This is a genomic window from Paenibacillus sp. FSL M8-0142 (assembly GCF_038597315.1).
Classification (GTDB): Bacteria; Bacillota; Bacilli; order Paenibacillales; family Paenibacillaceae; genus Paenibacillus_AQ; species Paenibacillus_AQ lactis.
This window is the reverse complement of record NZ_CP152008.1, coordinates 5,803,933-5,829,049: the sequence shown is the minus strand read 5'-3', so window position 1 is coordinate 5,829,049 and position 25,117 is coordinate 5,803,933. Positions and strand designations below refer to the sequence as shown.

General features: G+C 53.8%; 20 protein-coding genes and 1 pseudogene. 17 read left to right on the top strand and 4 right to left on the bottom strand.

Features of this window, described 5'->3' with window-relative positions; translation table 11 throughout:
- Positions 1–163 precede the first annotated feature (163 nt).
- On the bottom strand, positions 164–631 hold the full coding sequence (locus NSQ46_RS26435; RefSeq protein ID WP_007132432.1) for a MarR family transcriptional regulator: 468 nt from the start codon (positions 629–631) through the stop codon (positions 164–166).
- 250 nt (positions 632–881) lie between these two features.
- Here NSQ46_RS26435 and NSQ46_RS26430 point away from each other — a divergent pair, with 250 nt between their 5' ends.
- Together NSQ46_RS26430 and NSQ46_RS26425 are read left to right on the top strand one after the other, a co-directional pair.
- Positions 882–1,616: an ABC transporter ATP-binding protein gene (locus NSQ46_RS26430; RefSeq protein WP_007132431.1), complete on the top strand. Its 735-nt coding sequence runs from the start codon at positions 882–884 to the stop codon at positions 1,614–1,616.
- 14 nt (positions 1,617–1,630) lie between these two features.
- On the top strand, positions 1,631–2,926 hold the full coding sequence (locus tag NSQ46_RS26425) for an ABC transporter permease (RefSeq protein WP_244152784.1): 1,296 nt from the start codon (positions 1,631–1,633) through the stop codon (positions 2,924–2,926).
- Between the two features lie 167 nt (positions 2,927–3,093).
- Here the strand turns inward: NSQ46_RS26425 and NSQ46_RS26420 are convergent, their stop codons facing one another.
- Positions 3,094–4,362: an NAD(P)/FAD-dependent oxidoreductase gene (locus NSQ46_RS26420; protein ID WP_007132429.1), complete on the bottom strand. Its 1,269-nt coding sequence runs from the start codon at positions 4,360–4,362 to the stop codon at positions 3,094–3,096.
- A 211-nt stretch (positions 4,363–4,573) separates the two neighbouring features.
- Between NSQ46_RS26420 and NSQ46_RS26415 the strand changes: the two genes are divergently transcribed.
- The 8 genes from NSQ46_RS26415 (at position 4,574) to NSQ46_RS26380 (ending at position 13,216) form a co-directional block, all read left to right on the top strand.
- Positions 4,574–6,301: an ATP-binding protein gene (locus NSQ46_RS26415; protein ID WP_342575319.1), complete on the top strand. Its 1,728-nt coding sequence runs from the start codon at positions 4,574–4,576 to the stop codon at positions 6,299–6,301.
- Positions 6,302–6,623: 322 nt separating this feature from the next.
- Positions 6,624–7,058 (top strand): BrxA/BrxB family bacilliredoxin, encoded by a 435-nt coding sequence (locus tag NSQ46_RS26410; protein WP_007132426.1) that lies wholly within the window; start codon positions 6,624–6,626, stop codon positions 7,056–7,058.
- Positions 7,059–7,169: 111 nt separating this feature from the next.
- On the top strand, positions 7,170–7,979 hold the full coding sequence (gene nadE / locus NSQ46_RS26405; protein WP_007132425.1) for an ammonia-dependent NAD(+) synthetase: 810 nt from the start codon (positions 7,170–7,172) through the stop codon (positions 7,977–7,979).
- Positions 7,980–8,649: 670 nt separating this feature from the next.
- Positions 8,650–8,946 carry a transposase gene (locus NSQ46_RS26400; RefSeq protein WP_007131733.1) on the top strand — a complete coding sequence of 99 codons (297 nt, stop codon included), beginning with the start codon at positions 8,650–8,652 and terminating at the stop codon, positions 8,944–8,946.
- Positions 8,947–8,957: 11 nt separating this feature from the next.
- Positions 8,958–9,818, top strand: coding sequence for an IS3 family transposase (locus tag NSQ46_RS26395; RefSeq protein ID WP_244152709.1), 861 nt, complete (start codon positions 8,958–8,960; stop codon positions 9,816–9,818).
- Between the two features lie 375 nt (positions 9,819–10,193).
- Positions 10,194–10,595 (top strand): holo-ACP synthase, encoded by a 402-nt coding sequence (acpS, locus tag NSQ46_RS26390; RefSeq protein ID WP_028406117.1) that lies wholly within the window; start codon positions 10,194–10,196, stop codon positions 10,593–10,595.
- A gap of 19 nt (positions 10,596–10,614) precedes the next feature.
- Positions 10,615–11,952 carry an A/G-specific adenine glycosylase gene (mutY, locus tag NSQ46_RS26385; RefSeq protein ID WP_007133069.1) on the top strand — a complete coding sequence of 446 codons (1,338 nt, stop codon included), beginning with the start codon at positions 10,615–10,617 and terminating at the stop codon, positions 11,950–11,952.
- Positions 11,953–11,983: 31 nt separating this feature from the next.
- Positions 11,984–13,216 (top strand): MFS transporter, encoded by a 1,233-nt coding sequence (locus tag NSQ46_RS26380; RefSeq protein WP_007133068.1) that lies wholly within the window; start codon positions 11,984–11,986, stop codon positions 13,214–13,216.
- A gap of 211 nt (positions 13,217–13,427) precedes the next feature.
- Here the strand turns inward: NSQ46_RS26380 and NSQ46_RS26375 are convergent, their stop codons facing one another.
- Positions 13,428–14,036: a superoxide dismutase gene (locus NSQ46_RS26375; RefSeq protein WP_007133067.1), complete on the bottom strand. Its 609-nt coding sequence runs from the start codon at positions 14,034–14,036 to the stop codon at positions 13,428–13,430.
- 284 nt (positions 14,037–14,320) lie between these two features.
- Here NSQ46_RS26375 and NSQ46_RS26370 point away from each other — a divergent pair, with 284 nt between their 5' ends.
- The 4 genes and pseudogenes from NSQ46_RS26370 (at position 14,321) to NSQ46_RS26355 (ending at position 20,355) form a co-directional block, all read left to right on the top strand.
- On the top strand, positions 14,321–16,894 hold the full coding sequence (locus NSQ46_RS26370; protein ID WP_007133066.1) for a hypothetical protein: 2,574 nt from the start codon (positions 14,321–14,323) through the stop codon (positions 16,892–16,894).
- 36 nt (positions 16,895–16,930) lie between these two features.
- A pseudogene (locus NSQ46_RS26365) lies at positions 16,931–17,590 on the top strand (ABC transporter ATP-binding protein); the annotation flags it as partial.
- A 314-nt stretch (positions 17,591–17,904) separates the two neighbouring features.
- Entirely contained in the window at positions 17,905–19,233 is a 1,329-nt protein-coding gene (locus tag NSQ46_RS26360) for an ABC transporter permease (protein ID WP_007133064.1), read from the top strand.
- A gap of 36 nt (positions 19,234–19,269) precedes the next feature.
- Entirely contained in the window at positions 19,270–20,355 is a 1,086-nt protein-coding gene (locus NSQ46_RS26355) for an efflux RND transporter periplasmic adaptor subunit (RefSeq protein WP_007133063.1), read from the top strand.
- Between the two features lie 146 nt (positions 20,356–20,501).
- On the opposite strand, the gene NSQ46_RS26350 is transcribed toward NSQ46_RS26355, so the two are convergent.
- On the bottom strand, positions 20,502–21,299 hold the full coding sequence (locus NSQ46_RS26350) for a nucleotidyltransferase domain-containing protein (protein WP_007133061.1): 798 nt from the start codon (positions 21,297–21,299) through the stop codon (positions 20,502–20,504).
- A gap of 403 nt (positions 21,300–21,702) precedes the next feature.
- Here NSQ46_RS26350 and NSQ46_RS26345 point away from each other — a divergent pair, with 403 nt between their 5' ends.
- The 3 genes from NSQ46_RS26345 to queG all read left to right on the top strand — a co-directional run bounded on the left by NSQ46_RS26345 (position 21,703) and on the right by queG (position 25,029).
- Positions 21,703–22,131: a GNAT family N-acetyltransferase gene (locus NSQ46_RS26345; protein WP_007133060.1), complete on the top strand. Its 429-nt coding sequence runs from the start codon at positions 21,703–21,705 to the stop codon at positions 22,129–22,131.
- A 385-nt stretch (positions 22,132–22,516) separates the two neighbouring features.
- On the top strand, positions 22,517–23,119 hold the full coding sequence (gene lepB, locus NSQ46_RS26340; protein ID WP_007133059.1) for a signal peptidase I: 603 nt from the start codon (positions 22,517–22,519) through the stop codon (positions 23,117–23,119).
- 41 nt (positions 23,120–23,160) lie between these two features.
- Positions 23,161–25,029, top strand: a complete 1,869-nt coding sequence (queG, locus tag NSQ46_RS26335; RefSeq protein ID WP_342575312.1) for a tRNA epoxyqueuosine(34) reductase QueG — start codon at positions 23,161–23,163, stop codon at positions 25,027–25,029.
- The last annotated feature ends 88 nt before the right edge of the window (positions 25,030–25,117 follow it).

Genomic DNA, 25,117 nt, shown 5'->3' with positions numbered 1-25,117 from the left:
GACACAGACTGAATTTGCATGAGCGAAATGTCCGATGGATGTATTCATAAAATGTTCGTTAGGACTTTTTAAGATGCGGCTATATTAATCATTGAAAAATACGAAGAACCCTGTCTCCCATGGAGGACAGGGTTCTTTCCTATGTTGTCCTTTTTTCAGGACACTACCGACGTGCCGAAGAATGGGCTTGCTTCGCATATTCCCCCATTTTTCGAAGGAGCCGGATGAGCTGGAGCTTCTCCTCTTCATTTAACCCTTCCAGCGCATATAAGATCTGGCGTTCATGCTCAGGATAAAGCCTCTGCATAAGAGCTTCGCCTTGCGGGGTCAGCTCGGCATAGATCACCCGTCGGTCCTCGGGGCAAGGGCTGCGCCGCACGAGCCCCTTCTCTTCGAGTCGGTCGACGACATAGGTCACGTTGCCGCTCTGCAGGAGCAGCTGGGATCCGATCTGCTGAATAGGCAGGCGGCCTGCATTATGCAATATTTCCATGACGGCAAAAGACGTCGGGTTTAAGCCTTCGGTTTTACCGCCGTTTACGACATGCTCGCTCACGCTTTTGAACGAGTTGGCAAGCACTTTGTAAAGGCTCATCGCCAGCTGAGTCTTTCGATCCATGGATACCTTCATTAATTTTCCCCGCCTTTAACTTGGATATGACATGTCCACCATAATTCCTTCAAATCTAAGATTACTCGAATCACAGGCCGTTGAAACATGCGATTTGTCACAGTCCAATAAAAATATTTTCAATATCCGGCCCGGTGCCCTGCTACGTCTCCGGTCCGAACGGCCAATCAGAATGGATCCTCTTGCAACGAATTCCATCCCTTTACGTATTACCTGAAATAGGAATTCAAATGGATGGGGGATTTACGAGATGGAAATGATACGGGAGAATCATGAATCACAACCAGACCCCGTTCTCGCCGTGAACATTCAGGAAGCCGGATATGAGCCCGGGCGGCCGCGGATACGCGATATCTCGTTCCGGGTCGCTCCCGGCGAGCTGCTCGGGCTGATCGGCCCCAACGGCGCAGGAAAGAGCACGACGATCAAAGCGGTCCTTGGTTTACTGAAAGATTGCAAAGCCGAAGTCAAGATTGCCGGCGATCCGCCAAGATACGCATATGTCCCGGAGCAGCCCGTATTTTACGAGGATTTGACGCTTTGGGAGCACCTGGACCTGGCTGCGGCCGCATATGGGATCGACGATGGACGGTTCGAGGAGCAGGCGGAGACGCTTCTACGGCAGTTTGGCATGGAGTCGGTACGTCATGAGCTCCCCGGAGGCTTCTCCAAAGGGATGAAGCAGAAGATGATGCTCATGATCGGCTTCCTGTCCAAGCCGGATGTCTATATTGTGGACGAGCCGTTTATCGGACTTGATCCAAGGGCAACGAGGGATTTTCTGAACCTGCTTTTGGAGGAGAGGCAGCGCGGGGCAGGTGTACTGATGTCCACCCACGTCCTAGATACCGCGGAAAGAATCTGCGACAGCTTTGTCCTCATTTCACAAGGTCAAGTAGCGTCACAGGGAACACTGGATGACATCCGGCTCGCAGCGGACCTTCCGGGTGCCTCTTTGTTTGACTGCTTCGATGCACTGACATGAACGGGGAGGAGGACATGATGGTACGGTCGCGACATGTGAAGAACCCGGGCTCCCTGTTCTGGACAAGAGTACGATCCCATTGGAAGCATCAGCGTGCAAGTCTCGCTACCGTGGCAGATTGGACGGTAATGCTGTACATCATTGTGCCGGGTCTGCTGCTTGGCGGAGGGCTTTATCGGGAGCTATGGACAAGACCGATTCCCGTCTGGGTTGATTATATCCCGGTGCAGGGAGCTGCTTCGCTTCTGCTGCTGATGTTCTTCGGCAGGGTGCTGCTGTTTCTCGAGGAGGCCGACGTGCTGTTCCTCCGCCAGCATCCGCAATGGATCAAGGGCTTGATGGTCCGCGGGATGGGATACAGCATTTGTGTTTCCGCGGTTAAAGGGCTGCTGTTCACGGGGCTTGCCCTCCCGTTTCTTGTAAGAGGCTATGGATTTGGCGAAGCGACATTAATCCCCCTGCTGCTGGCAGCCGCAGCCTGCGCCTGGTGCGCCAATCTGGCGGGTAGGATAATCCGTTCTCGTTATAAGGGATGGGCAAGGCGGCTTGGGGGCTATTTCAGCCGCTGGCTCTTCTTCGGCACGTTCATGGTAGGCGTGACCTTCGGGCTTAAAACGCCGCTTGTTTTATGGTTTGGCGCTGTGATTTTTCTCGTGCTGCTGCTCCTGCTCGGCAGGTACCGATTGCGCATGAAGGGAGACTTCATCTCCGATACGCGGGAGGATGCGAGCACGCGTATCCAATTAACCGAGATGATTATGATCCAAGCGGTCGGCAAGCCCCCAAGCATCCGGAGCAAGACCTGGTTGTTCCGCAAATCGGGGCGCATTTTTAAGGGGGCCGCAGAGAAGCGGCTGGCGGATGCCGGTCTGAAGGCGATCCTGCGCAAGTCTGAAAATCTGGCCGTGTACCTCCAGATCACATTGCTCGGAGTTCCGGCGATCTGGATGCCGCCGCATGTAGTCAAAGTGATCGTCTACATTGCCATGGTCATTCTCATATCGTATTGGCTTCATACCCGTTGGGCGCAGTTTGCCAAAGCGGATTTCATGCATATCCTTCCGTTCAACAACCGCCATTACCGGTCGGCAGGCGTGGTCGTGGTTCGGACCCTGCTGGTATTGCCGGCGTTACTATATTCGTTGGTAGCGGGCCTGACGCTCTTTCCAGGAGCGGCCGGGTGGTTGGCCGGGCTTGCATGTACGGCTGTGGCCGTCATCGTTGCACCGACCCTGACGTCCTTGCCGGTCTACAAGGAGGAACGGACTTTAAGAGAGAACGAGGAAGAAGTCGGCGACGAATCGGCATGAGTGGTTCGATCGGTACCATGAATTGCCGCTTCTTATAATAGTAGGATTTGCATTTGGAGAATGAAAATAAGCGCTGGTCAGTCCTTAAGGAGCTGACCAGCGCTTTTCCATGTTGATGGGGCAGTTAGGGCGTCGGCTTTTAGGATACGCCCGAAGGAGGGCGGTAACTATCCGGAAGCGGCCTCTGCAGCGTGCTTGCCAGCCGTGTATCCGGTGGAGAAGGCTGCCGTGATATTGTATCCCCCGGTGTAGCCGTGGATGTCTAATATTTCACCGCAGAAAAAGAGGCCCGGCATCAGCTTGGACTCCATGGTTTTCGGTTGGATCTCCTTAAGGCTTACGCCGCCTCCCGTTACGAACGCCTCCTTCAGCGATCTCGTTCCGGAAGCCCGGAACATGAATTTCTTAAGGGTGGCGGCCAGTCCGGCTACAGCGGTTTTGGAGATGCCGCTGCAGACCGTATCGCTGTCGATCCCGGCCTTGGACAGCAGCAGGGGAATCATGCGTTCAGGCAGATATCCTTTGAGCGCATTCTTAATGCTTTTCCGCGGCTCCTCCTCAAGGTATATCCTAATTTCACGTTCCATTTCCGGGGCAGATCGGTCCGGGAACATATCGATGGCCATGTCCACATTCACGATATCGAATTTCCGCTGAACCTGGCGGATAAACTGGCTGCATCGGAGGGCGATCGGACCGGATACGCCGAAGTGGGTGAACAGCATGTCGCCGCGGTGGGCAATGATCCGCTTACCCTTCGGGTTCCAGACCGACAGCTCTACATCCCTCAGCGAGAGTCCTTGCAGCTCCTTGGAGGCAATCCATGGCTCCGTAGACACGATCGGCACCTCCGTCGGGTACAGCTCGGTGATGGTATGGCCGGCTGCCTCTGCCCACGGATAGCCATCGCCGGTGGAGCCAGTTTGAGGTACCGATTGGCCGCCGGTCGCAACGATCACGCAAGAGGAGGTTATGGTCCTTCCTGATTTTAATTCTATGCCCGCCGCATGATGGTTCTCGAATAGAACCCGGTGCACGGGGCTGTTCGTCAGGATATCGGTGCCCAGCTCACGGACCTTGCCGATCAAGGCGTTGACAACGCTTGAAGCCTTATCCGTTACCGGGAACATCCGCCCGTTGTCTTCCTCCTTAAGCGGAATGCCGAGCCCTTCGAAGAAGGCCATAATATCCCGGTTATTCCAATGCTGAAAAGCGCTGTACAGAAACCGGCCGTTACCCGGAATATTGGCGATCAGTTCATCCTGCTCTTTCGCGTTGGTCACATTGCATCTGCCGCCGCCCGATATGCCGAGCTTACGGCCAAGCTTGTCCCCTTTATCCACGAGTAAAACGGAGGCTCCTCTCTCTCCGGCCGCCACGCAGGCCATAAGCCCGGACGGTCCGCCCCCGATCACAATTACATCATAATCCGGCATGTTTGCTCTTAGCTCCTTTAAGGGTATATCACTAGTAGATCATCCTTATTATATACGGTAACCGTGAATTATCCTAAGTCCTTCAGCATAGGACGAAAAGCCTTTGTTCTTCGTCATTTCAACATGAACTTACAAGATATTGTAATCTGGTGTCGCCTGTGATTTAATCAAAAATATTAGAGGCGTTGTCGAATTGAGGTGATTTAGCGTTGTGCTGAGCCTATGGAAAGATATTCTGCTGCAAGTTCTGCTGTATGGTACGCTCATCTTTCATCTGCCGCTTCTCCTCGACAGACATGTAAATTGCCTGTACAAGAAGAAACCGGATGTTGTGCTGCGATTCCGCGATCATATCGTCATCGCATGCGGAATCAGCATCATTCTATGTGTCCTGCTCTCGGCAATGAGCGATTATTATGTTCCGATTCATCTTGGAGTCGTTCCCCTGTATTTAGGCATTTTATATGGGAGCCGGTTTTCCGGGTTATGTCTTGCAGTCGTATATATAACAACCCATGGGCTGATTTACGGGTTGCCGTTGGCCTGCCTCTTGTTAAATATGCTAATCATATGCTACTCAATGCTGCCTCGGGTATCGACTCATTTCAAGAAGGGCTCAATCCTTGAAAAGATATGCTGGCTATGGAGCGCCCTTGTTCCATCCATGCTTCTCATTGTGGGCCACGAGGCCGTTGACGGAAAAGTCAATAATCATCACCTGAATCCCGATATGATTCTGGTAGCGGTTCTCTATATGCTGATCGGCATGTTCCACTCCGGATTGATTGTATACTGGATTGAAATGAACGCGGAGCGGCTCGCTTCCAATCGATATAACAGCCCTTTGATGAGCAAGGAATCCGTGAGTCCGTTTCTGGATCTCATCCCGCTGGGCATTATAGCTGTTGACCTGAAGGGCAATATCATAGCAGCCAACCACCATTTGATCACGGACTTGAGCAAAGCTGCTTATCCGCATCTGTCAAGGAGCGATATCGTCGGAAAACCGTTACACGAGGCTTTGGACGGTATGTTTCAGAAGGAGCATTTGCTAACGAGGATCGAGAAGGCCCTTCAAGGTATCGAAACGCCGGGAGAAATTGTCCGTAACGCCTCCCGAGTCTACTCGACAGGGATTTACCCCCTTATACATAATCAAACAGGCAAAATTTCGGGGGCGGTTGGGATTATTGAAGACATAACGGAACTTGATAAGCTGCGCTCCGAGTTTATCAATGTGGAGCGTCTCAGCTTAGTCGGTCAGATGGCGGCCGGCATTACGCATGAAATTCGGAATCCGATGGCAGTTGTGCGCGGATTTTTGCAGCTGATGCAGGAGAAGAGCCCGGATACCCTTGATCATTATTACCGTATTGTGATGGAAGAGCTGGACCGTGCGAACAGCATCATTAACGATTTTCTATCCTTGGCCCAGAATCGTACGGCCGAGAAGGAAGAGTGTCATCTTCACGATATCATTCACGAGCTGAGCCCGCTGTTATGGGCGGACGCCAATTTGCGCGGACAGTCCATCGAGCTCAAGCTGGGATCGATGATGCCGAAGCTTCTTTTGAATCCAAAAGAGATGAAGCAGCTGATCCTGAATTTATGCCGCAACGGAATGGAAGCGATGGGGGAGAAGGGAACGCTGACGATCGAGACCCGCCTGGAAGGCGAACAGGTCAAGCTATTCGTCAAGGATACCGGGATAGGAATTCCGGACGATGTACTGCAACGGTTGTTCGAGCCCTTTTTTACAACGAAGAATAAAGGCACCGGGCTTGGGCTGGCACTGTGCATGAGCGTGGTCCAGCGGCACAACGGAACGATTGATGTCAAATCCAGTGAAGGACAAGGCACGGTCTTTATCATATCGCTGCCCGTCCGCTCCTCTCCGCAGACGATGATTGAACCCCAAAGCGCAGCTGCATTCGAATAATCGGATGTACGGATTGGCATCATAAGACAGAGCCAACGGTAAAGGAGGGATTCGGATGAGCAAAAACAATTCCAAGGAGCAAGAGCAGCAAAAGCGTGAAAACAAAGAGCGCCGCGGTGAGCCCATCGTGGACAAAAAGCAGGACGGGATTAATTACCCGGCCACCTAGGCTTGCATCACCTCTTTATCGGCGGGCGGCATCCTACCTAAGATGCTGCTCGTTTTGTATTTTCTTGCTTTCACTCTTCGTGATTGTATAATATAGATAGCGATGAGTTGTTATCAATCGAATAATCTTGTTTATATAAGGAGTGAAGCAGTTATGGGTATGTCTTTTGACCGATATATGCGCGACATGGTTCAGCCAATGCGCGATGAGCTCACGGTTCTGGGGATCCGCGAGCTGACAACGCCGGAGGAAGTGGAAGAGCAGTTTGAGGCAGCTAAAGGAACGGCGCTCGTTGTTGTCAATTCCGTTTGCGGCTGTGCGGCTGGTCAAGCGCGTCCAGGCGTTGCACTTGCACTGCAAAACGAGGTGAAGCCGGATCATTTGTTCACGGTATTTGCCGGGCAGGATAAGGAAGCAACGGCGAAGGCCCGTGAATATTTTGCGCCATATCCGCCATCCTCGCCTTCGATTGCTCTTTTGAAGGATGGGGAGCTGGTACATTTCATTGAGCGTCATCAAGTTGAGAACCGCTCCGCCGAGGAGATCGCAGCTGATCTGACAGACGCATTCAATCGCTACTGCCAGTAATCCGGCAGCAACAAAGCCCCCGAAGCGTTCGGCCTATTCCGAAGCCGCGGGGCTTTTGTTGTAAGTGCCGTCATTGGAGAAGAGAGAAGCCATTCTGAAAGGAGTCTTACGATGAGTCTACAGGAACAGATTATTGCCGAACTGGGCGTCAAGCCATCGATCAATGTGGAGGAAGAAGTCCGCAAGCGGGTGGATTTTCTGAAGAGCTATGTTACCAATTCTGGCACGTCGGGGCTGCTTATCGCGATTAGCGGCGGGATCGACAGCGCGGTTGCGGCAGGCCTGTGCAAGCGGGCAACCGATGAGCTTACGGAAGAGACCGGCAAGGAATATAAAACGCTGGGTGTATTTCAGCCATATGGCGAGCAGGCCGACATCTCGGACAGCTATGCGACGGCGAAGGCTTTTAATCTGAAATATACGGTTGAGACCAACATCGAGGAAGCCGTCAACGAGATTGCGCTTGAAGTGGAACATGGTTTGAAAAACATCGGAGTCAACAAGCATATCAGCATCCCCGGCAAAGGCAACGTGAAGGCCAGAGTGCGGATGGTTGTCCAGTACGCGCTTGCGTTCGAACAGAATCTGCTCGTCGTTGGGACGGATCATGCATCCGAAGCGATTACCGGCTTTTACACCAAATGGGGCGACGGCGCGGTGGATATAACGCCGCTTAGCTCCTTGAACAAGCGTCAGGTGCGCCAGCTGGCTTCCTACTTGGGCGTGCCGCAATCGATTCTGGACAAGGCGCCTACGGCAGGCCTATGGGAAGGGCAGACGGACGAGAAGGAGCTCGGCATCAGCTACGAGGATAACAGCGACTATCTGGAGGGCAAGCAGGTAGCTCCGGAGGTCCAGGAGAAGCTGGAGAGCTACTATCGCAGAACGGCGCATAAACGGAATACGATCCCGGGCATTTAATAGCCCGGAGAGAGCGAACAAGTCCCTGTTTGGGACTTGTTTTGCGTCTGGGGCCCTGGAGAGAGCAAACAAGTCCCTTTTGGGGACTTACTGCGCGCCCGTGGGCCCGGAGAGAGCGAACAAGTCCCTTTTGGGGACTTGCTGCGCGGCCTGTGGGCCTGAAAAGCGCGAACAAGTCCCTTTTCGGGACTTGTTTTGCGTCTGGGGCCCTGGAGAGAGCGAACAAGTCCCTTTTGGGGGCTTGCTGTGCGCCTGTGGGCCTGAAAAGCGCGAACAAGTCCCTTTTGGGGACTTGCAGCGCGCCAGTGGGCCTGGAGAGAGCGAACAAGTCCCTTTTGGGGACTTGTTGGGCGATTGTGGGCCCGAAAAGCGCGAACAAGTCCCTTTTGGGGACTTGCTGTGCGCCTGTGGGCCTGAAAAGAGCGAACAAGTCCCTTTTGGGGACTTGCTGCCGCCCGTGGGCCCGGAGAGAGCGAACAAGTCCCTTTTGAGGACTTGCAGCGGGCTTATGGCCCCGAAGAGAGCGAACAAGTCCCTTTTTGGGGCTTGCTGCGCGGCCTGTGGGCCTGAAAAGAGCGAACAAGTCCCTTTTTGCAGCTAGAATAAAAAGTGGACACCCCTTAGTGATAAAACGATAATGAAACAAAGCAGACGAAAGGGTGTCAAAAATATGAGTGGTAACAGGCAGCATTATAACGAGACATTTAAGCGTGAAACCGTAAAGTACGTGCAAGAACAGTCGAAGACGCTGGAGCAGATCGCCGATGAGTTGAACATTAATCCAGGCACATTACGCAACTGGGTCAAAAAGTATCGAACATTCGAGCACGAGCCTGTCAATCATGGGGAAACCTTACGTCAGCAAACCCAACTTATCGAAGATCAGAAACGCGAAATTGATGATTTGAGAGAAGAAATTGCGATCCTAAAAAAGGCCATGCACATCTTCAGCAAAGAAAAGAACTAAGGTTCCAGTTTATCGAAGATCATCGCTCCGAGTTTCGATTGGAGAAGATGTGCGTTCTCTTTCACGTGTCTCGGAGCGGTTATTACAAATGGCGTACCTCTGAAGCTTCTGAACGGGAAAAACGTAAGGCAACGCTGGCTGAACGTGTGAAATGGCACTTCTATGACTCCGATGAAACCTACGGCAGTCCCCGAATACGAAACGAGCTGGTGAAGGAAGGATGGACGGTATCGGAACGTACGGTGGGCCTCATTATGCGCGAACATGGCCTTCGTTCATGCATGGCCCGTAAGTTCCGAGTGGTTACGACCGATTCCAAGCATGATCTCCCGATTGCCCCTAACGTGTTGGAACAAAATTTCAAAGCCACAAAGCCCAACGAAAAGTGGGTCGCTGACATCACGTACATCCCCTGCCGCCAAGGGAAACTCTACCTTGCGAGCATCCTGGATCTGTACACCAAACAAATCGTCGGTTGGAAGCTAAGCGATCGGATGACCACAGACCTTACCCTCGATGCCCTAAAGATGGCGTATGCTGCTAAGAAGCCTCCGAAGGGATTGATTCACCATTCCGACCGCGGTTCGCAATATGCCGCTAAAGAGTACCGTGAACAGTTGAAGCAATTTAACATGAAGCCCAGTATGAGCCGCAAAGGAAACTGCTACGACAACGCCTGTATTGAAGCGTTTCACAGTATCCTAAAGCGAGAATTCATTTACAGCAAACCTAAGTTTAAAACAAAAGAGGAAGCCGGGCAGAAGCTGTACCGGTACCTTGAATTTTTTTACAACCGAAAACGTTCTAACAGTACGATTGGGTATATGTCCCCGGTGCGTTTTGAGCAGTGCTATTACGAGTGTATAGCTTAGCTTAGAGGTGTCTACTTTCTTGACAGAAGAGCATTTGGGGACTTGCAGCGGGCTTGTGGGCCTGAAAAGCCCGAACTAGTCCTTTTTCGGGACTTGCTGCGCAGCCTGGGCCTTTTAGCGCCCAGGGCACTAACTCTCTATTACACTCCCACATTCAATGGGCTGACCCATCAGTAGATGTACTGCTGGGTCAGCCCTGTTTTGTTTACTATCGATCCTAATTTGTGCACCCGGCCTTAAACGCTCGAACGGTAATTTTTTTCAATAAATCATATTGTGCAACGAAAATCTCGCTTTTGGGGTACAAGCACTGATACAATAGTCTGAGGCAGAATAATGGTCGGACTAGAAATCAGAGAAGGGGCGCGAGCGATTGTGATTTATGGTATCGGACATGATGTGCTGGATATGCGGAGAGTGGAAATTTTGATGACCGGCCCGCATAGCGAGAAGTTTGTGGAACGGGTGTTGACCGAAGCAGAGCGGGAGATCGCGCTCCAGAAAGGCGCCAAGCGCACCGAGTTCGTTGCCGGCCGCTTCGCGGCGAAGGAAGCGATATCGAAGTCCTTCGGCTGCGGGATCGGAAGCCTCATCGGCTTCTGGGATATTGAAGTGCTCCCGCATCCGGGCGGGCGGCCGATCGCCAGCCTGTCTCCTGAAGCGTGGAGCCGTCTGTCGATCGGCGATCCAGCCGACTACGCCATCCATTTGACCATTTCCCACCAGCCGGAGCTGGCCTCTGCGTTCGCAGTCGTGGAAAGGATCAGGCAAGGATAACAGAAGGAGATAGACTAGCATGCACACAGAGCGCAATCACGATAGATATTTCAGCAGCGAGCTGCTGGATTGGTATGACGTTAACAAAAGGGATCTGCCTTGGCGAAGATCCCGGGATCCCTATCATATATGGGTATCCGAGATTATGCTGCAGCAGACAAGGGTGGATACGGTGATTCCTTACTTCCACCGGTTTATTGAGCGCTTCCCGACCATCGAGGCGCTGGCGGATGCGCCGGAAGACGACGTGTTGAAATGCTGGGAAGGCCTCGGGTATTATTCTAGAGCCCGCAATCTGCAGAGTGCTGCCAGGCAGATTACGGAGCAGTACGGCGGGGTCATGCCGAGCGGCAAGGAGGAAGTCGCCGGTCTAAAAGGCGTCGGGCCGTATACGGCCGGCGCGATCCGCAGCATTGCGTTCAACATCCCCGCCGCAGCAGTGGACGGGAATGTGATGCGGGTGCTGTCCCGGTATTTTTTAATCGAAGATGACATTATGAAGATAAAAACACGAACCCGGATGGAGGAACTGGTGCTTACGCTCGTTCCGGAGGGGAGGGCTTCGGATTTTACCCAGGCACTAATGGAGCTCGGGGCGCTGATTTGTACGCCGAAATCCCCCAAATGCCTGGTATGTCCGGTAATGGAGCACTGTGCAGGCAGGCTTGAAGGGAAGGAAGAGTCGCTTCCCGTTAAGACGAAGGCAAAGCCTCCGCGTCCCGAGCATCGACTGGCAGCCATCGTGGAAGGAACCGGGGTGCACGAAGGGAAGATCCTGATCCGCAAACGGCCGGCGTCAGGGCTTCTTGCCGGGATGTGGGAGCTTCCGCATATTGAAGTGACTTCCGGTGCGAGCGCGGTATCAACCAAGGGAGCCACGGAGCAGTCCGGTCTGAGCGCGGTATCGACCAAGGGGGGTACGGTGGCATCAGATACGGCTTCCGTTCATTCCAAGGCAGTCGCGGAGCGGTCAGAGGTGACCACGGTGCCTTCGGAGACTGTCATGGTGCCGTCCAATGTAGCGGTGCCTTCTGAGAAGGCCGCGGTCATCCGGCTTACGGATGGCTTGCTTGCGGAAGGGGTTCCGGTACGGCCGATCGGCCATTACATGGATGCCGAGCATACGTTTAGCCATATCCAATGGAAGATGTCCGTCTACCGCTGTGTATGGCAGGAGGAGCCGGAATCACTCAGCGGGCTGCAGGCCGCTGAGAGCGCTGCTGCGTATGAAGCGGGGGAGACGAACGATTTTCGCTGGATCGATGCCGGCGATATGGAGCGATACGCCTTTCCGAACGTGTTCATCCGCATCCTTTCTTCCTATTTCTCCAAGATGGATGGTGCCGGTTCGCGATAGAGGATAAGACGAAATGGAGCTGTGATGCTGCTTGCATAGCTGGAAACATGCATTGTTATATATCGCCGGAATCGGCGTTTCGAACTTGGGGAGTTGGATTTATCTCGTTGCAATCAATTTGCTTGTCTTGAATATGACGGGATCGCCGGCCGCAGTGGCCGGCTTGTTTATCATCCGTCCGCTTGCTACGCTGCTCACCAATTCCTGGGCGGGGAGCATCATCGACCGGGCCAACAAGCGCACGCTGATGATCGTGACGGACGTGATCCGTGGCGGGCTCATCGCCTTGATCCCGTTCATGACGTCGGTGTGGGGGATTTATACGATCATGTTTTTGATCAGTGTGGCGGGCGCCTTCTTCGGGCCAACCTCAATTACGTACGTCACGAAGCTCGTCCCGGCTGAGCAGCGAAAAACCTTTAACGCCTGGTCCAGCTTTGCCTCGTCCGGCGCGGCTCTGCTGGGTCCGGCTATCTCGGGCGTCCTGATCGCATACACGGATATCCGCATCAGCATTATCATTAACGCCGTTTCCTTCTTCCTGTGCGCGCTGGCGATTTATTTCCTGCCGGATGTGGATGCACAAGGGAGCAAGGCCGGCAAACGGGCAGCCATGACCTTGAAGACGCTGGTCCAGGATTGGATTGCCGTGATTGACTTCGGGAAGGCTGCGGCTTATTTTGTGCTCATCTATATCTTGTTCCAATCGGCGATGCTGCTGGGCTTCGCCCTGGACTCGCAGGAAGCGACTTTTATCAAGCAGGTCCTTCAGCTGGGTGACGAGGATTATGGCTTGCTTGTGAGCGTTGCGGGGGCAGGGTACCTCGCAGGCTCCGCCGCGGCATCGTTCACCGTAAAATGGCTTTCGGTCCGCATGCTGATCGGAGCGGGAACGCTGCTGTCGAGTGCCGGCTATTTCGTGTTCTATGCCTCGAACGGATATGCGATGGCGGCAGCGGGATTTGTCATTTTCGGCTTCTTCTCATCGTTTGCGAATGCCGGTTGTATGACGTTTTTTCAAAACCAGGTTCCGATCGATCTCATGGGACGTTTCAGCAGCGTGACACGTTTATTGGAAGGAATCGTGCAGATTTTGCTGACGCTGCTGCTCGGCGTTGCCGCAGATCTTTGGTCCCTGCAGACGGTATGCCTCATCGGTGCCGGTGCGGCATGCGCGGTCTCAATAATCCTGCTTATTGCGGCCTATGTCCCGTCCAAGGCTCTCCACTACGAGTCCCAGCCGTCCGCCGGAGCTTCAAGCTGATCGACCAGGGAGGCAGAGGATCAGCCAATCTGCTTGAACGCACCTCGATAAAAACACTAAAAAAGTGGAGAACAGCTGCTCATTTGTGAGCCCGCCTGTACTCCACTTTTTTTTATATTCAACATAAAGAAGAGCTGCCCCGCAGCAGAATGATCTGCTTGCGAGACAGCTCCTTATTATAATCGGCTTCGCTTAGAGCGAGAACGCTGGATTACTTCGCGCTTTCGTAACGCTTGCCGACTTCTTCCCAGTTTACAACGTTCCAGAATGCGGAGATGTAATCAGGGCGTTTGTTTTGATATTTCAGGTAGTAAGCATGCTCCCAAACGTCAAGGCCGAGGAGAGGCGTTTGACCTTCCATGAGCGGGCTGTCTTGGTTCGGTGTGCTAGTTACGGCCAATTTGCCGTCTTTCACAACGAGCCATGCCCAACCGCTGCCGAAACGGGTTGTAGCTGCTTTCGTGAAGTCTTCCTTGAATTTATCGAAGCCGCCGAGCTCGTTGTTGATCGCTTCAGCCAGAGCGCCGGTAGGCTGTCCGCCGCCGTTTGGTCCGATAACTTCCCAGAACAGGGAGTGGTTAGCATGGCCGCCGCCGTTGTTGCGGACTGCCGTGCGGATGCTTTCAGGAACGGCGTCCAGATTCGAAATCAGCTCTTCAAGGGATTTGTCTTGAAGCTCTGGAGCGCTCTCCAGGGCAGCGTTCAGGTTGGTAACGTACGTGTTATGATGGCGATCGTGATGGATCTCCATCGTTTGTGCGTCGATGTGAGGCTCGAGCGCGTCGTTTGCGTAAGGAAGAGGTGGTAATTGGAATGCCATAAATGAAAACCTCCTGTAAATTAGTTTTTTGGTTATGATCAAGGCCGTCCTTGTTCAGGAAGTCCTTATCATCCGGGCACTGCAGTATGTAACATAGGCTACACTACTTATATTAAACCGTTTGGGGGGATTAAATCAACTTTTATGTTTGAAAAGTCTGAAAGTTCGTTGGAACGGCAGTCCAAACTTTCTCCGCGAATCTATCGTTATTCTAGTATAGCCATCACAATCCGTCGATTGGAATCGATCGGGGGTGCTTGGGCGGAAAGGAGCAGTTTCATAATATGAATAAAAAAAGGTACACAGCGGCAGCCATTCTGCTGGCTGCAACATTGGCGGCCGCGCCGCATGCCGATGCGGCTGCGTCTAAGACGGCGTCATCGCAGGCTGTCGGATCTGCTGCGGCCCAAAGTCCGGCTCTCGACTGGCGTGTGAAGCTTGGCGGCGGCGTCACGGCGACGCTTGAGCAAGCCGACGTATGGCAGCAGAACGGAGACAGCGTGGCCGTATTTACCCTCCAATACAAAAATGGAGGAAAAGCCGCGGCCAGGCTCGTCACGTACTTCCCCAAAGCGGTGCTTCCCGGAGGTTCGGTCAAGGCCGCCAATCCGATATCCAAAGACCTTGCGAAGAAGAAGGTCGAGCCGGGTCAAAGCCTGACCGTAACCTATTACGTCAAGACGGACACCCCTTCCTTGTCTGGCATGAAGCTTGCTATGGACGTATGGAATCCGAAGGTTAAAGGCTATTTGGAGCGTGTCGGGTCATACAGGCTGCCTTCCAATTATTCAGCCGCGGTTGCTTCAGGCGTGAATGCAAAGCTGAGCCTGAGCGGAACTCCGGTTACCGTAAAATCGGAATCGCTGGAGATCATCAAATATGACGGCAAAGTCATCGCCAGGGTAGGCATGTCGATGACGAATAACGGCAGCAGCGCATGGTCGGACCGCGGTTATGACCCGTTCCTGGTCACGAAGAGCGGCAGCTCCTTCCGGCTTCAGCGCGAGGCAGGGCCCGAGGGGACACCGATTCAGCCGAAAGAACGGAAGCTGGTCTATTACATAACAGAAGTTCCAACGTATCTAAAACCGTCGGGCTTGCGTTTTTTATGGACGGAAACCGATGAAGCCTTGAAGCTGAGCCTGCCTGTAGGCTCGTTCCGGCTGCCTGCTGCCACCGCTCCTAAATGGGACGTGCCTGCAGGTGCGGCCAAGTCCCTGACGATTAGCGGCCAGCCTGTCGAAGCGAGAATCCGTCAAGCCACGCTTCGCTCTTCCGGGGACCAGGGGATATGGAATATCGAGATGGCTTTCAAGAACAAGGGGAAGAAAACCGCCAAGATTCCGGCGTATGAGTATGCGATTAAGGCGTCGGAGGGCTCCTATCATCCTTATGCGCCGGGAGATCCGGGGAGCCTGATGCTGACGCTTCGGCCCGGGCAGGAGAAGACCGTAACGATGGAAATCTCCCTGCCGATGGAGCTCAAGCAGGACCGCTTGAAGCTGCAGATGATCGAAGCATCGGGAGATGAGCGCACACCTTCTCCGCCTGCGGGTCAGGAGGAGCCGGGGGGAAGCACAGGCTCGGATGCTCCAAGCAAAGCGAGTCTGCCTTTGGCCTACTTCAGCATACCTTATCAAACGGAACGCCAGTCCTCCATCGGGGTAGAGTATGCGCCCCAGAGTGCCGGCGGGTTTGCTTACACGCTGGAATCCATTCAGCGCCTGCCATGGCAGGATACGGATCTTATTGTAGCCAAACTGCGATTGCGCAATACCCATGAGACGAACGCCCTGCAGCTGCCTGAGCTGAAGGCGGATGTCACCGCGGACGAAAAGACCGTACTCGCAAGTCCCGAGGTCATTGCCGGGGAGCAGGGCTCCTTGATCGCGCCGGGAGCATCCACTGAGGTGTCCGTCCTGGCCAAAATTCCGTACACGAAGGATATCCGCACGCTTCGCTTCAAGCTGTTTGCCCAGCAGGAAAGCGTGAAGACACCTTTCCTTACCCTGACGACGCCGGGACATACGCAGTCGATTGAGCTGCTGGAGAAAGGGAAGCCGTATACCGTCACGACGGCCGGGAAACGGGCAGAAGCGCAGGAGAGACGGACGCTGATTTACGAAGGAGCGGATTCGGATATCATTTATTCCGAACTGACGCTGACCAGCGGGGAGGCGCGCCGGGTACAAGCGGCTTTGCTGAAAGGATATTTCCAAGGTACGGACGGGAAAATTTACGAGGCCGATACCGTGCAGCCGGAAACGCCAATTCAGCCGGGAGGCAAACAATCGGTCGTATTCTGGGCCAGAGTGCCGAAGGGGACGGCCGGAAGCCTGGGACTTGCCTTGGGCACTGCGATGTCCGGGGGCAAGCTTGCCGAGCCGGGCAAAGACGTGAGCGGCGTCCTCGGCGTGAAGAAGATGCAGCTGAATCCGGTTCGTCCGGCCGCAAGCTCCAATCTGACGGGGCTCGACTGGTATCCGTACAGCATTTCCGTGACGAAAGCGATGGGGCATTTGCAGGAGGGCAGCTCGAGCATCTCCATGAATGTGACGGTGGACGTGAAGCGAAGCGACAGCATTACCGCTGCGGATGCCGGCCACAAGCTGATTTTGACGATCAAGGACACCCTGGGACAGACGCAGGAGCGCATCCTTACGCCGGGGACGGATATCCAGGTTCCGGGCACGAGGACGCTTTCGTTTGAAATGACGGATGAGCAGTACAAAAAATTGAAAGGCGGATGGTTTACCCTGACGCTCGCGGACGAATTCCAGAATGAACGGATCACCCTCGGCACTCAAAGCTACAATGTGACGTTCTATCCGAATGTTGTGGAGCCGCCGGAAGAGTAAGAGGGAAACCAAGGACCAGGGAGAGGAAAGGCGAACATGTTGCGTTTGGAAAATGTATCGCACAGCTTCAAAAACGGCAGCGAGGTATTAAAGGTGCTTCATAATATCGAGTTCGAGGTCAAGGAAGGCGAGATGATCGCCCTTCTTGGCAGCTCGGGCTCGGGCAAATCCACGCTGCTGAACCTGATGGCCGGGCTCATGAAGCCGACGGAGGGCCATATTTATATCGCCGGCCAGGATATCGTCAAATATAGCGAGAACAAGCTTGCCGTCTTTCGGCGGAAGCATATCGGATTTATATTTCAAGCCTATGAATTGATCCCTACGCTGACGGTGCGGGAGAATGTAGAGCTTCCGCTCGTCTTTCAATCCGTCCCGAGATCGAAGCGTCGCAAGAAAGCGATGGAGCTTCTGGAGATTACGGGGATCGGCGATAAAGCCGAAATGTATCCTTCCCAGCTCTCGGGAGGGCAGCAGCAGCGGGTCAGCATCGCGCGGTCGCTGATCACGGAGCCTTCCGTTATTTTTGCGGATGAGCCGACCGGCAACCTCGACACCAAGACGGAAGAGGAGATTCTTCGCATCATGATGACGCTCAACCAATCGATGAACACGACGTTCGTTATCGTCACGCATGAAATGGAAGTGGCGGCTCAAATGAAGAAAACGATCATGCTTCGCGACGGCTACCTCGTCACCCCGGGGGAAGGATCGGGACCGGAAGCGCCGCGTCAGCCTGAAGTCATTGCACTGGCTGCTTGCGAGGAGCCAGTTGTGCATAAGCCAGAAGTCGTTGCACCCGCAGCTAGCGAGGAGCCAGCCATGCATTCGCCTGAAGTCATCGCACCCGCGGTTACCGAGGAGCCCGGGGCGCGTCAGCCTGAAGTCGTCGTACCTGCAGCTTCCGAGGAACCCGCAGCTCCCGAGCCGGCAGATGCTGCCCAAGAGCTGCAAGCCGTCCCGTCCGGGCCGGAGAAGGCAGGTGACGAAAGCTGAAATTTGTAGACAGTATGCGGCTTGCCTGGGGCCAGATCAAGCGCCGCAAAGTGGTGACGGCCCTGTGCATGACCGGGATATCGATCGGATGTGCGGCGATCATTGTAGCGATCAGCATCGGAAACGGCGCCCAAAGCTACCTGGAGAAGGAGATCATAGGCGGCTTGAAGCTGGATGAGATTACGGTAACCCCTCAAGGCTCGGGCGGCTCTTCGGATGGAGGCAGCGGGCCTGGCGCGGAGCGGGGGCTATTGACCGATGACAAGGTTCGAGTGATTGAGGGCTTTCATCATGTGAAGTCGGTCATTGCCGCCAAGCAGATGGGGTACTTCCGGTTCCTCTCTTCCGATAATTTGGTTCATGACGGCATCAATATCATGGCCGTTGATTTGACGAAGCTTAAGGAGCAGGGCAACCGTTTCGCGCAGGGCGGGCCGCTGGATCAGATGGGTGCGGTGGTGCTCAACTATGGCGCAACGTCAGGCTGGAAGGATGCCGAGACCAGCGAAAGATTGATGAACATGATGAACAGCGATCCCAACAATCCGAAAATATGGGAAGAGTTATATATGTACGACAGCGCCATTACGGATATGATGGGCAAGAGCATCCAGCCCGAGCGGATGGAAGGCGAACAGAAAGCGCTCGGCCCGCGCCTTTATATCGGGGGCGTGCTCGATGTTCCGAAGGGGCAGAATGCCGAGTTTGCCATCTACGACCGCCAGGCCTATGTATCGTTCGAAACGGCGGATTGGCTGAATGACACCTTGAATTCCAATAATGGAGCCGCCATGAAACAGCGGACGTACGATACGTTAACGGTCAAGGTGGATGATCTTCAGCACATCCAGCAGCTGGAGGAGCTCATATCGAAGCTGGCCTTGAATGCCAGCGACAACTTGGCCGCGCGCGATCAGATCGCTTCCCAGCTGAATACCTTCAAAGCGATTGCGCTCGGCGTCGGCGTCTTCATTCTGCTGCTGGCGTCCATATCGATCATTGTGGCCATGACCATGTCGACGCATCAGCGCCGCCGGCAAATCGGCATCATGAAGGTTCTCGGGGCGAATTCGGGTCAGATCCGCGTCATGTTCATCGTTGAAGCGAGCCTGCTAGGTTTCCTTGGCGGCTTGCTCGGTATCGTATTCGCTTATTTTATCGTTAATGGGCTGAATTCGTTCATTACGGCTTCCGCGGGCATGGCGGGGCTGCAGATTGAGGTGACCCCAAATACGCTGCCGATCGGCATCGCATTCGCTGTGACGACGGGGATTTTTTCAGGGATTTATCCGGCGATCAGCGCCGCCAGAACCAATGCGCTGCTCGCGATCAAGCGGGATTAGGAGACTACCGGATCGGAAAGGACGCTAATATACGGTATGAAAAAAATAATAAAATGGTTGGTTATTGCAGCGGTCATCGGCTTGGTCGGCTATTGGGGATACGGACAGGTAAAGCCTAAGGAAGCGCCGATACCCATGATGGAAGAGCCGCAGGTGATTTCATTTCCTGTCACCGAGGAGACGATCGTGACCACTGTGCAGGTCAAGGGTACCTCGGAATATGGAAAGGAAACGAATGTATACGCCCCTTTTGAGGCGAAGGTGGAATCTTGGAACGTTGCGAACGGGCAGCAGATCAAGAAAGGCGATACGCTGTTCAGTCTAGAGCAGAAGACCATTCACCAGCAGCTACAGCAGAAGGAGGCCGAGCGGAAGAAGCGGAAGCTGGAGCAGGAGCTGAAGGAGTTCACGCTCAATCAGGATTTGGACAATGCCCCGGTTGGAGCGACGGAAGCAGAGCGCCTGAAGCTGCTGGCCGATCAGGAAACCGCCAAGCTGAGCAGTGAGCTGGACGGGGTCAACGAGATGATCGAGGCTCAGACGATCGCAGAATTGAATGAGCGTCTGAAGCAATCGATATACCGGGCGCCGTCGGCGGGCATTTTTCTATTCGACAATTCGCAGAAGCAGCCGCAGTCGGTGACGGCCAATCAATATATCGGCAAAATCGTTGATCTGAACTCGCTTCGGTTCGCTGCCTATGTCGGGGAGAGCGAGGTGTTCAGCATTAAGCCGGGGATGGAGGTTGAAGTGAAAATGCCTTCCATTAAGGACATGAAGCTGAAGGGAAAAGTGGAAGAGGTGGCCAAATTCGCGGAGACGACTTCCCAGGAAAAGCAGACATCCCAGACGCCGCAATTCAAAGTGATCATCTCCCTGCCAAAAAACGACCGTTTGATCGGCGGACTGACCTTGACCGGAGACATCGTTACCGAACGCAAAGAGAAGGCGGTTGTCGTGCCGAAGCTGGCTGTTATGACCGAAGGCGACATCTCTTATGTGATGGTCGATAAGGGCGGCGGTCATATTGAACGGCAGGATATCGAGACGGGCATGCAGACGCTGGATAAAATCGAGGTACTGTCCGGACTGAAGCCGGGGGATACCGTGGTTCTTCAATAGGAAGAAAGACCGACTATTCATAGCAGGAAGAGCAGCAGGCGGGCGAAGAGATGATTCGCATGTGCGGCTTCTTCCACACATACCAGGAGGCTGCTCCAGGTCTAATGACCTTTGGGACAGCCTCCTCGCGTTTTTCTATTTATGCATTAACTATTTTTGATTATCGTGTCATAAATATGCTCCAAATAAGAAATAGAGATCTGCTCGGCTTCTGATCTGGCTATGAAGGTATCCGAGGCTGGCCGCAAGCGTTGGTACATGCGGATCGTGGTTTTCAACGCATGGTAGCAGCTGTTGGCGTCATGAACAGGAAGGGTTCGCTTAAGCTCCTCCAGTTCGCTCTCTGCATGCTCCTCCAGCCTTCGGACCCCTCTGGGCAAATGTCCCTCTTGCATTAGGATCAATGGGCCTAATACCGTGCCGCGAATAAAGGTGATCAGGTCGATGGCCTCAAAGATCTCCCCTCTCCCCAGCTTTGCGGCGCCGTAATGGATCCATACCCAGAAGCGATCCTCCATCCATTGCGGATCGGGAGTTGGATACGAGGGGGAGGTCGCTTGAAGGATCGAGCTGATCTCTCCCGTTCGCTCCCATATGATGAGCGGATTCTCAATCCGCGTTGTAAGCTCCGCCGAGGTGATGAATTTGAGATCGACATGGAGCGGCTGCGGGCCATATAAGCAGATAACCAAGCGGGGTTCGCCGACATGCTCTCCAGTAAAGGCCGATAGCAAGTGGCCTAGCCCTTCTGCAATTTGAATCCGTTCCTCCATGATTGAACTAAGGTAAGCAGCGTCATACACGATAACGAGGTCCAAATCGCTGTATTCATCCATCGTTCCCGTCATCATGGACCCGCCAGCAAGCAGACCCAGCAGTCGATGGTCTTGGCTGAGCTTCGCCTTGGCTTGTTCCAGGAATTGTTCGTGTAAAGGCAATTGCATTGAAACCACTCCTTAAAATAAGACCCATTCCTCAAAATGGGTATTACGCCAATCTACCACCCTCCAGGCCGGACTGTCAATTATATCCTTCAAAACAAGGAGATTCAATTCCTTGTCCATAGCATAAATCTTAATATCAAGCTAATCCTTTCCTTTGAATTTTTAACATGCTTTTAACAAATATAAGAAGTTTTATCCAAGTTGTAAAATGTAAACGCTTCAAATGAAGCGCTTTCAGAAGAAAACTCGTGAATTTAGGAGAAAGTTGTGGTTTAATGGACAAGGAAACAGGATTTTCGGGTTTTTTGTAGTAAAACATTAATGTCAGGTTTGCGTAAACGGAATACTTGTTCTTTGTAAACCGGGTAAACCGCATCATGCTAACGAAAAGGGAGATTTTGAAATGCATGTTCGTTCCTTTCAGTTGAGTGACTGTAACCCCGTAACCGAGCTATTACAGATTGCTTTATCGGAAGAATGCTACGAAAACACGATGGAGCCCTTCTCCAGGCAGCTTGCTTGGGACTCCGACCTGATCATGGTTGCGGAGGAAGACGGCGAAATTGTCGGTGTCCTAATCGGGACCATCGAGCGCAATCATGGCTGCTATTATCGCATTGCTATTCATCCTGATTACCGTAGAAGAGGGATCGGCAAAGCCCTGGTATCCGCTATGGAGCAGCGTTTCCAATCACGCAAAGTAAGCCGGATCCTGGTAGCCGGAGACGAGCATAATGCCGCAGCGATGCCGTTTTATGAAGCGATGGGCTACGGAGCCAGCAAGATTCTGCAGTCGTTTCAGAAGCTTAGCATTGTGGTGGGGCCCCGGTAAGAGCCTCTTGGCGTTCTATGCGGGCACACGGCAGCCTAAGACCTCTACAGAGATAAATCATTAAATTTTTCCATAGTGTGTGATTTCAAAAAGCCAACTTTTCAGCGCGAATGAAGGCGAAGGGCCGTCAGAAGCACAGCAGCGGCAATCGCAGGAACGCCGGAGGAGCAGCGATTTTTCGAGCATGCATGCCGGATTCGCTTAGGAATCCGCCGCCTGATCTTCTTCGTGATCAAAAGGGGACTTTTTGAATGACCTCTATATGAAGCATATCTTTCAGCCGTTGCAAATGGAGGGGAGATATGCTTTTCTATTAATGTACCCCAATTTTGAAGGTGCCGCCTGTCGAGGTTCGAAGGTGAAATCGAAGTAAAGTAGGTGTAGTATGGGACAAGTGATTCCTCCGGATTCAGCCGAGAACGGACAAAGCAGCGAGCCGCGCCAGCAGACTGGCGGAAAGAACGGCTGGGCCGCCGAGCTATGGGATTGGGTCAAGACGATCGCAATTGCCTTTGTTATTATGGTGCTTCTTAATATGTTTGTGTTTAATTTGTCGACGGTTAAGGGCGAATCCATGCAGCCAACGCTGACCGCATCGGAGCGGCTGTTTATCAATAAAGTGGTCTACCGCTTTGCAGAGCCCAAGCATGGTGATGTCATCGTGCTGAAGGACCCGAGCGACGGTCCGGATAAGAAAGAGTTTCTTGTTAAACGTATTGTCGGCGTGCCCGGGGATACAATTGAGGTGAAGAATCAGAAGCTGTATGTGAACGGTGTCCCGCAGGACGAGGAGTATACGGACGTCCCCATTGAGGATCCGGGCTTTAAACCGGTGAAGCTGGAAGAGGGACGGTATTTCGTGATGGGCGACAACCGCCACCTCGGAAAGAGCAAGGACAGCCGCATGTTCGGAAGCGTTAAGGAATCGGATATTGTGGGCAGAGCCGAATTCATATTCTGGCCGCTGTCGGAAATTAAAAAGCTGTAGCCAAAAATAAAGCTTCAACCTAACGAAAGGAGGCGCTGGAGATGACCTACACACTTGGCTCGTATGCTCCTCCGCCTTCGGTATGGGAGGAGCTCAAGCAGGAGCTTAAGACTGCTGCACCGGAGCTGGGCATCGATGATATCGGGTTCGCTTCGGCGGAGCCGTTCGTATCGTTGCGAGGCATATTACAGAACCATCGCGACAAGGGCTACGAATCGGGATTCGAGGAGCCGGATCTGGATAAGCGGGTCACGCCCGCCTTGCCGGGAACCGAGCCTGCTTCGCTAATCGCTATTGCGGTGGCGTACCCCTCCAAGATGGAAAATCCGCCGAAATCCGAACCCGGCAAGTACCGGGGGATAATGGCCCGTTCTGCTTGGGGAAGAGACTACCACCATGTGCTTCGGGAGGCGATGAGCCGGCTGGAAGCTTTTATACGGGAGCGGGTGCCGGATGCGGTGCTGGAAAGCATGGTCGACACGGGTGCGCTGGTCGACAGGGCGGTTGCGGAGCGGGCCGGAATCGGCTTCAGCGCCAAGAACTGCGCGATCATCTCTCCCAAGTTCGGGTCATGGATCTATCTTGGCGAAATGGTCACGAATATTCCGTTTCCGCCGGATCAGCCGGTTACGGAAGACTGCGGCGAATGCACCAAATGCATCGACGCCTGTCCAACGGGCGCGCTGGTCGGACCCGGACAGCTGAATGCCCAGCGGTGTGTCTCTTTCCTGACGCAGACCAAAGGGTTTCTGAGCGAAGAAGTGATGCGGAAGATCGGCAACCGTCTGTACGGCTGCGATACTTGTCAAATCGTTTGTCCGAAGAATCGGGGGAAGAACTGGACGCATCATGAGGAGCTCCAGCCCGATCCGGAAAAAGCCAAGCCGCTGCTCCTGCCGATTCTGGATATGAGCAACCGCGAATTCAAGGAGACGTTCGGCGATACGGCTGCGGCCTGGAGAGGCAGAAAGCCGATCCAGCGCAATGCCGTCATTGCCCTTGGCAATTTTAAAGACATTTCGGCAGTACCGAAGCTGAGCGAGGTGCTGCTGAAGGATCCGCGCCCTGAGCTGCGGGGAACCGCCGCATGGGCTCTGGGCCGCATTGGAGGCGAAGAAGCGTTGAACAACTTAGAGAAAAGCATGAAAACCGAAGGGGATCCCCAAGTACGGGACATGCTGCAGCAAGCCTTAGCGAAACTCAATGCCGATGCAGCGACATCGGAGAATACACGGAGCGAATCGGCTGCCCCGGTGCCGGAGGCAGCGGAGGAACAAGGCTCTGCCGGAGCGGCGGCAGGGAAAGCTTCAGCCGGGAATGCAGCCGCCGAGCCGGAGCAGCCGCTGCCTGCTATCCAGGGGGTTGAGCCGATGGCCGTTCCCGAGGGAGGGCCGGAGGTATTGTATTATGATGAGCTCCAATCCCCGATCGGTACGCTGACCGTCTGCGCGACGGAGAAGGGACTGTGCCTTATCGAATTCGGGAGCTTCCATGTGAAGGAAGCGGTCATTCAGCAGTGGTGCCGCACCTGGTCCGGCAACGGTGGCTATGAGCGGGATGAAGCCCGCCTGGCTCCGGTAACGGATCAGCTGAAGCGGTATTTTGCAGGAGAGCTGAAGGAATTCACCCTTCCGCTGGATATGCGGGGAACCTCGTTCCAGCTCCAGGTATGGGAGGCGTTGAAATCCATTCCTTATGGAACCGTATGTTCTTATAAGGACATCGCGGAATCGATCGGACGTCCGAAGGCGGTTCGGGCGGTCGGCGGGGCCAACAACAAAAATCCGGTGCCAATCGTCGTGCCGTGCCACCGCGTCGTTGGAGCGGACGGTGCGCTGATCGGCTACGCCGGCGGACCGGAAATCAAACGGACCTTGCTGGCGATCGAGGGCATTACGCTGGGCCGGTAAACGCGCGTCATTCTTCTTGGAATGCCTCGTATGGCCGCCCGCGCATATCCGGATTTTTCATTTGCTGTCCTTCATGGGACATGCTATG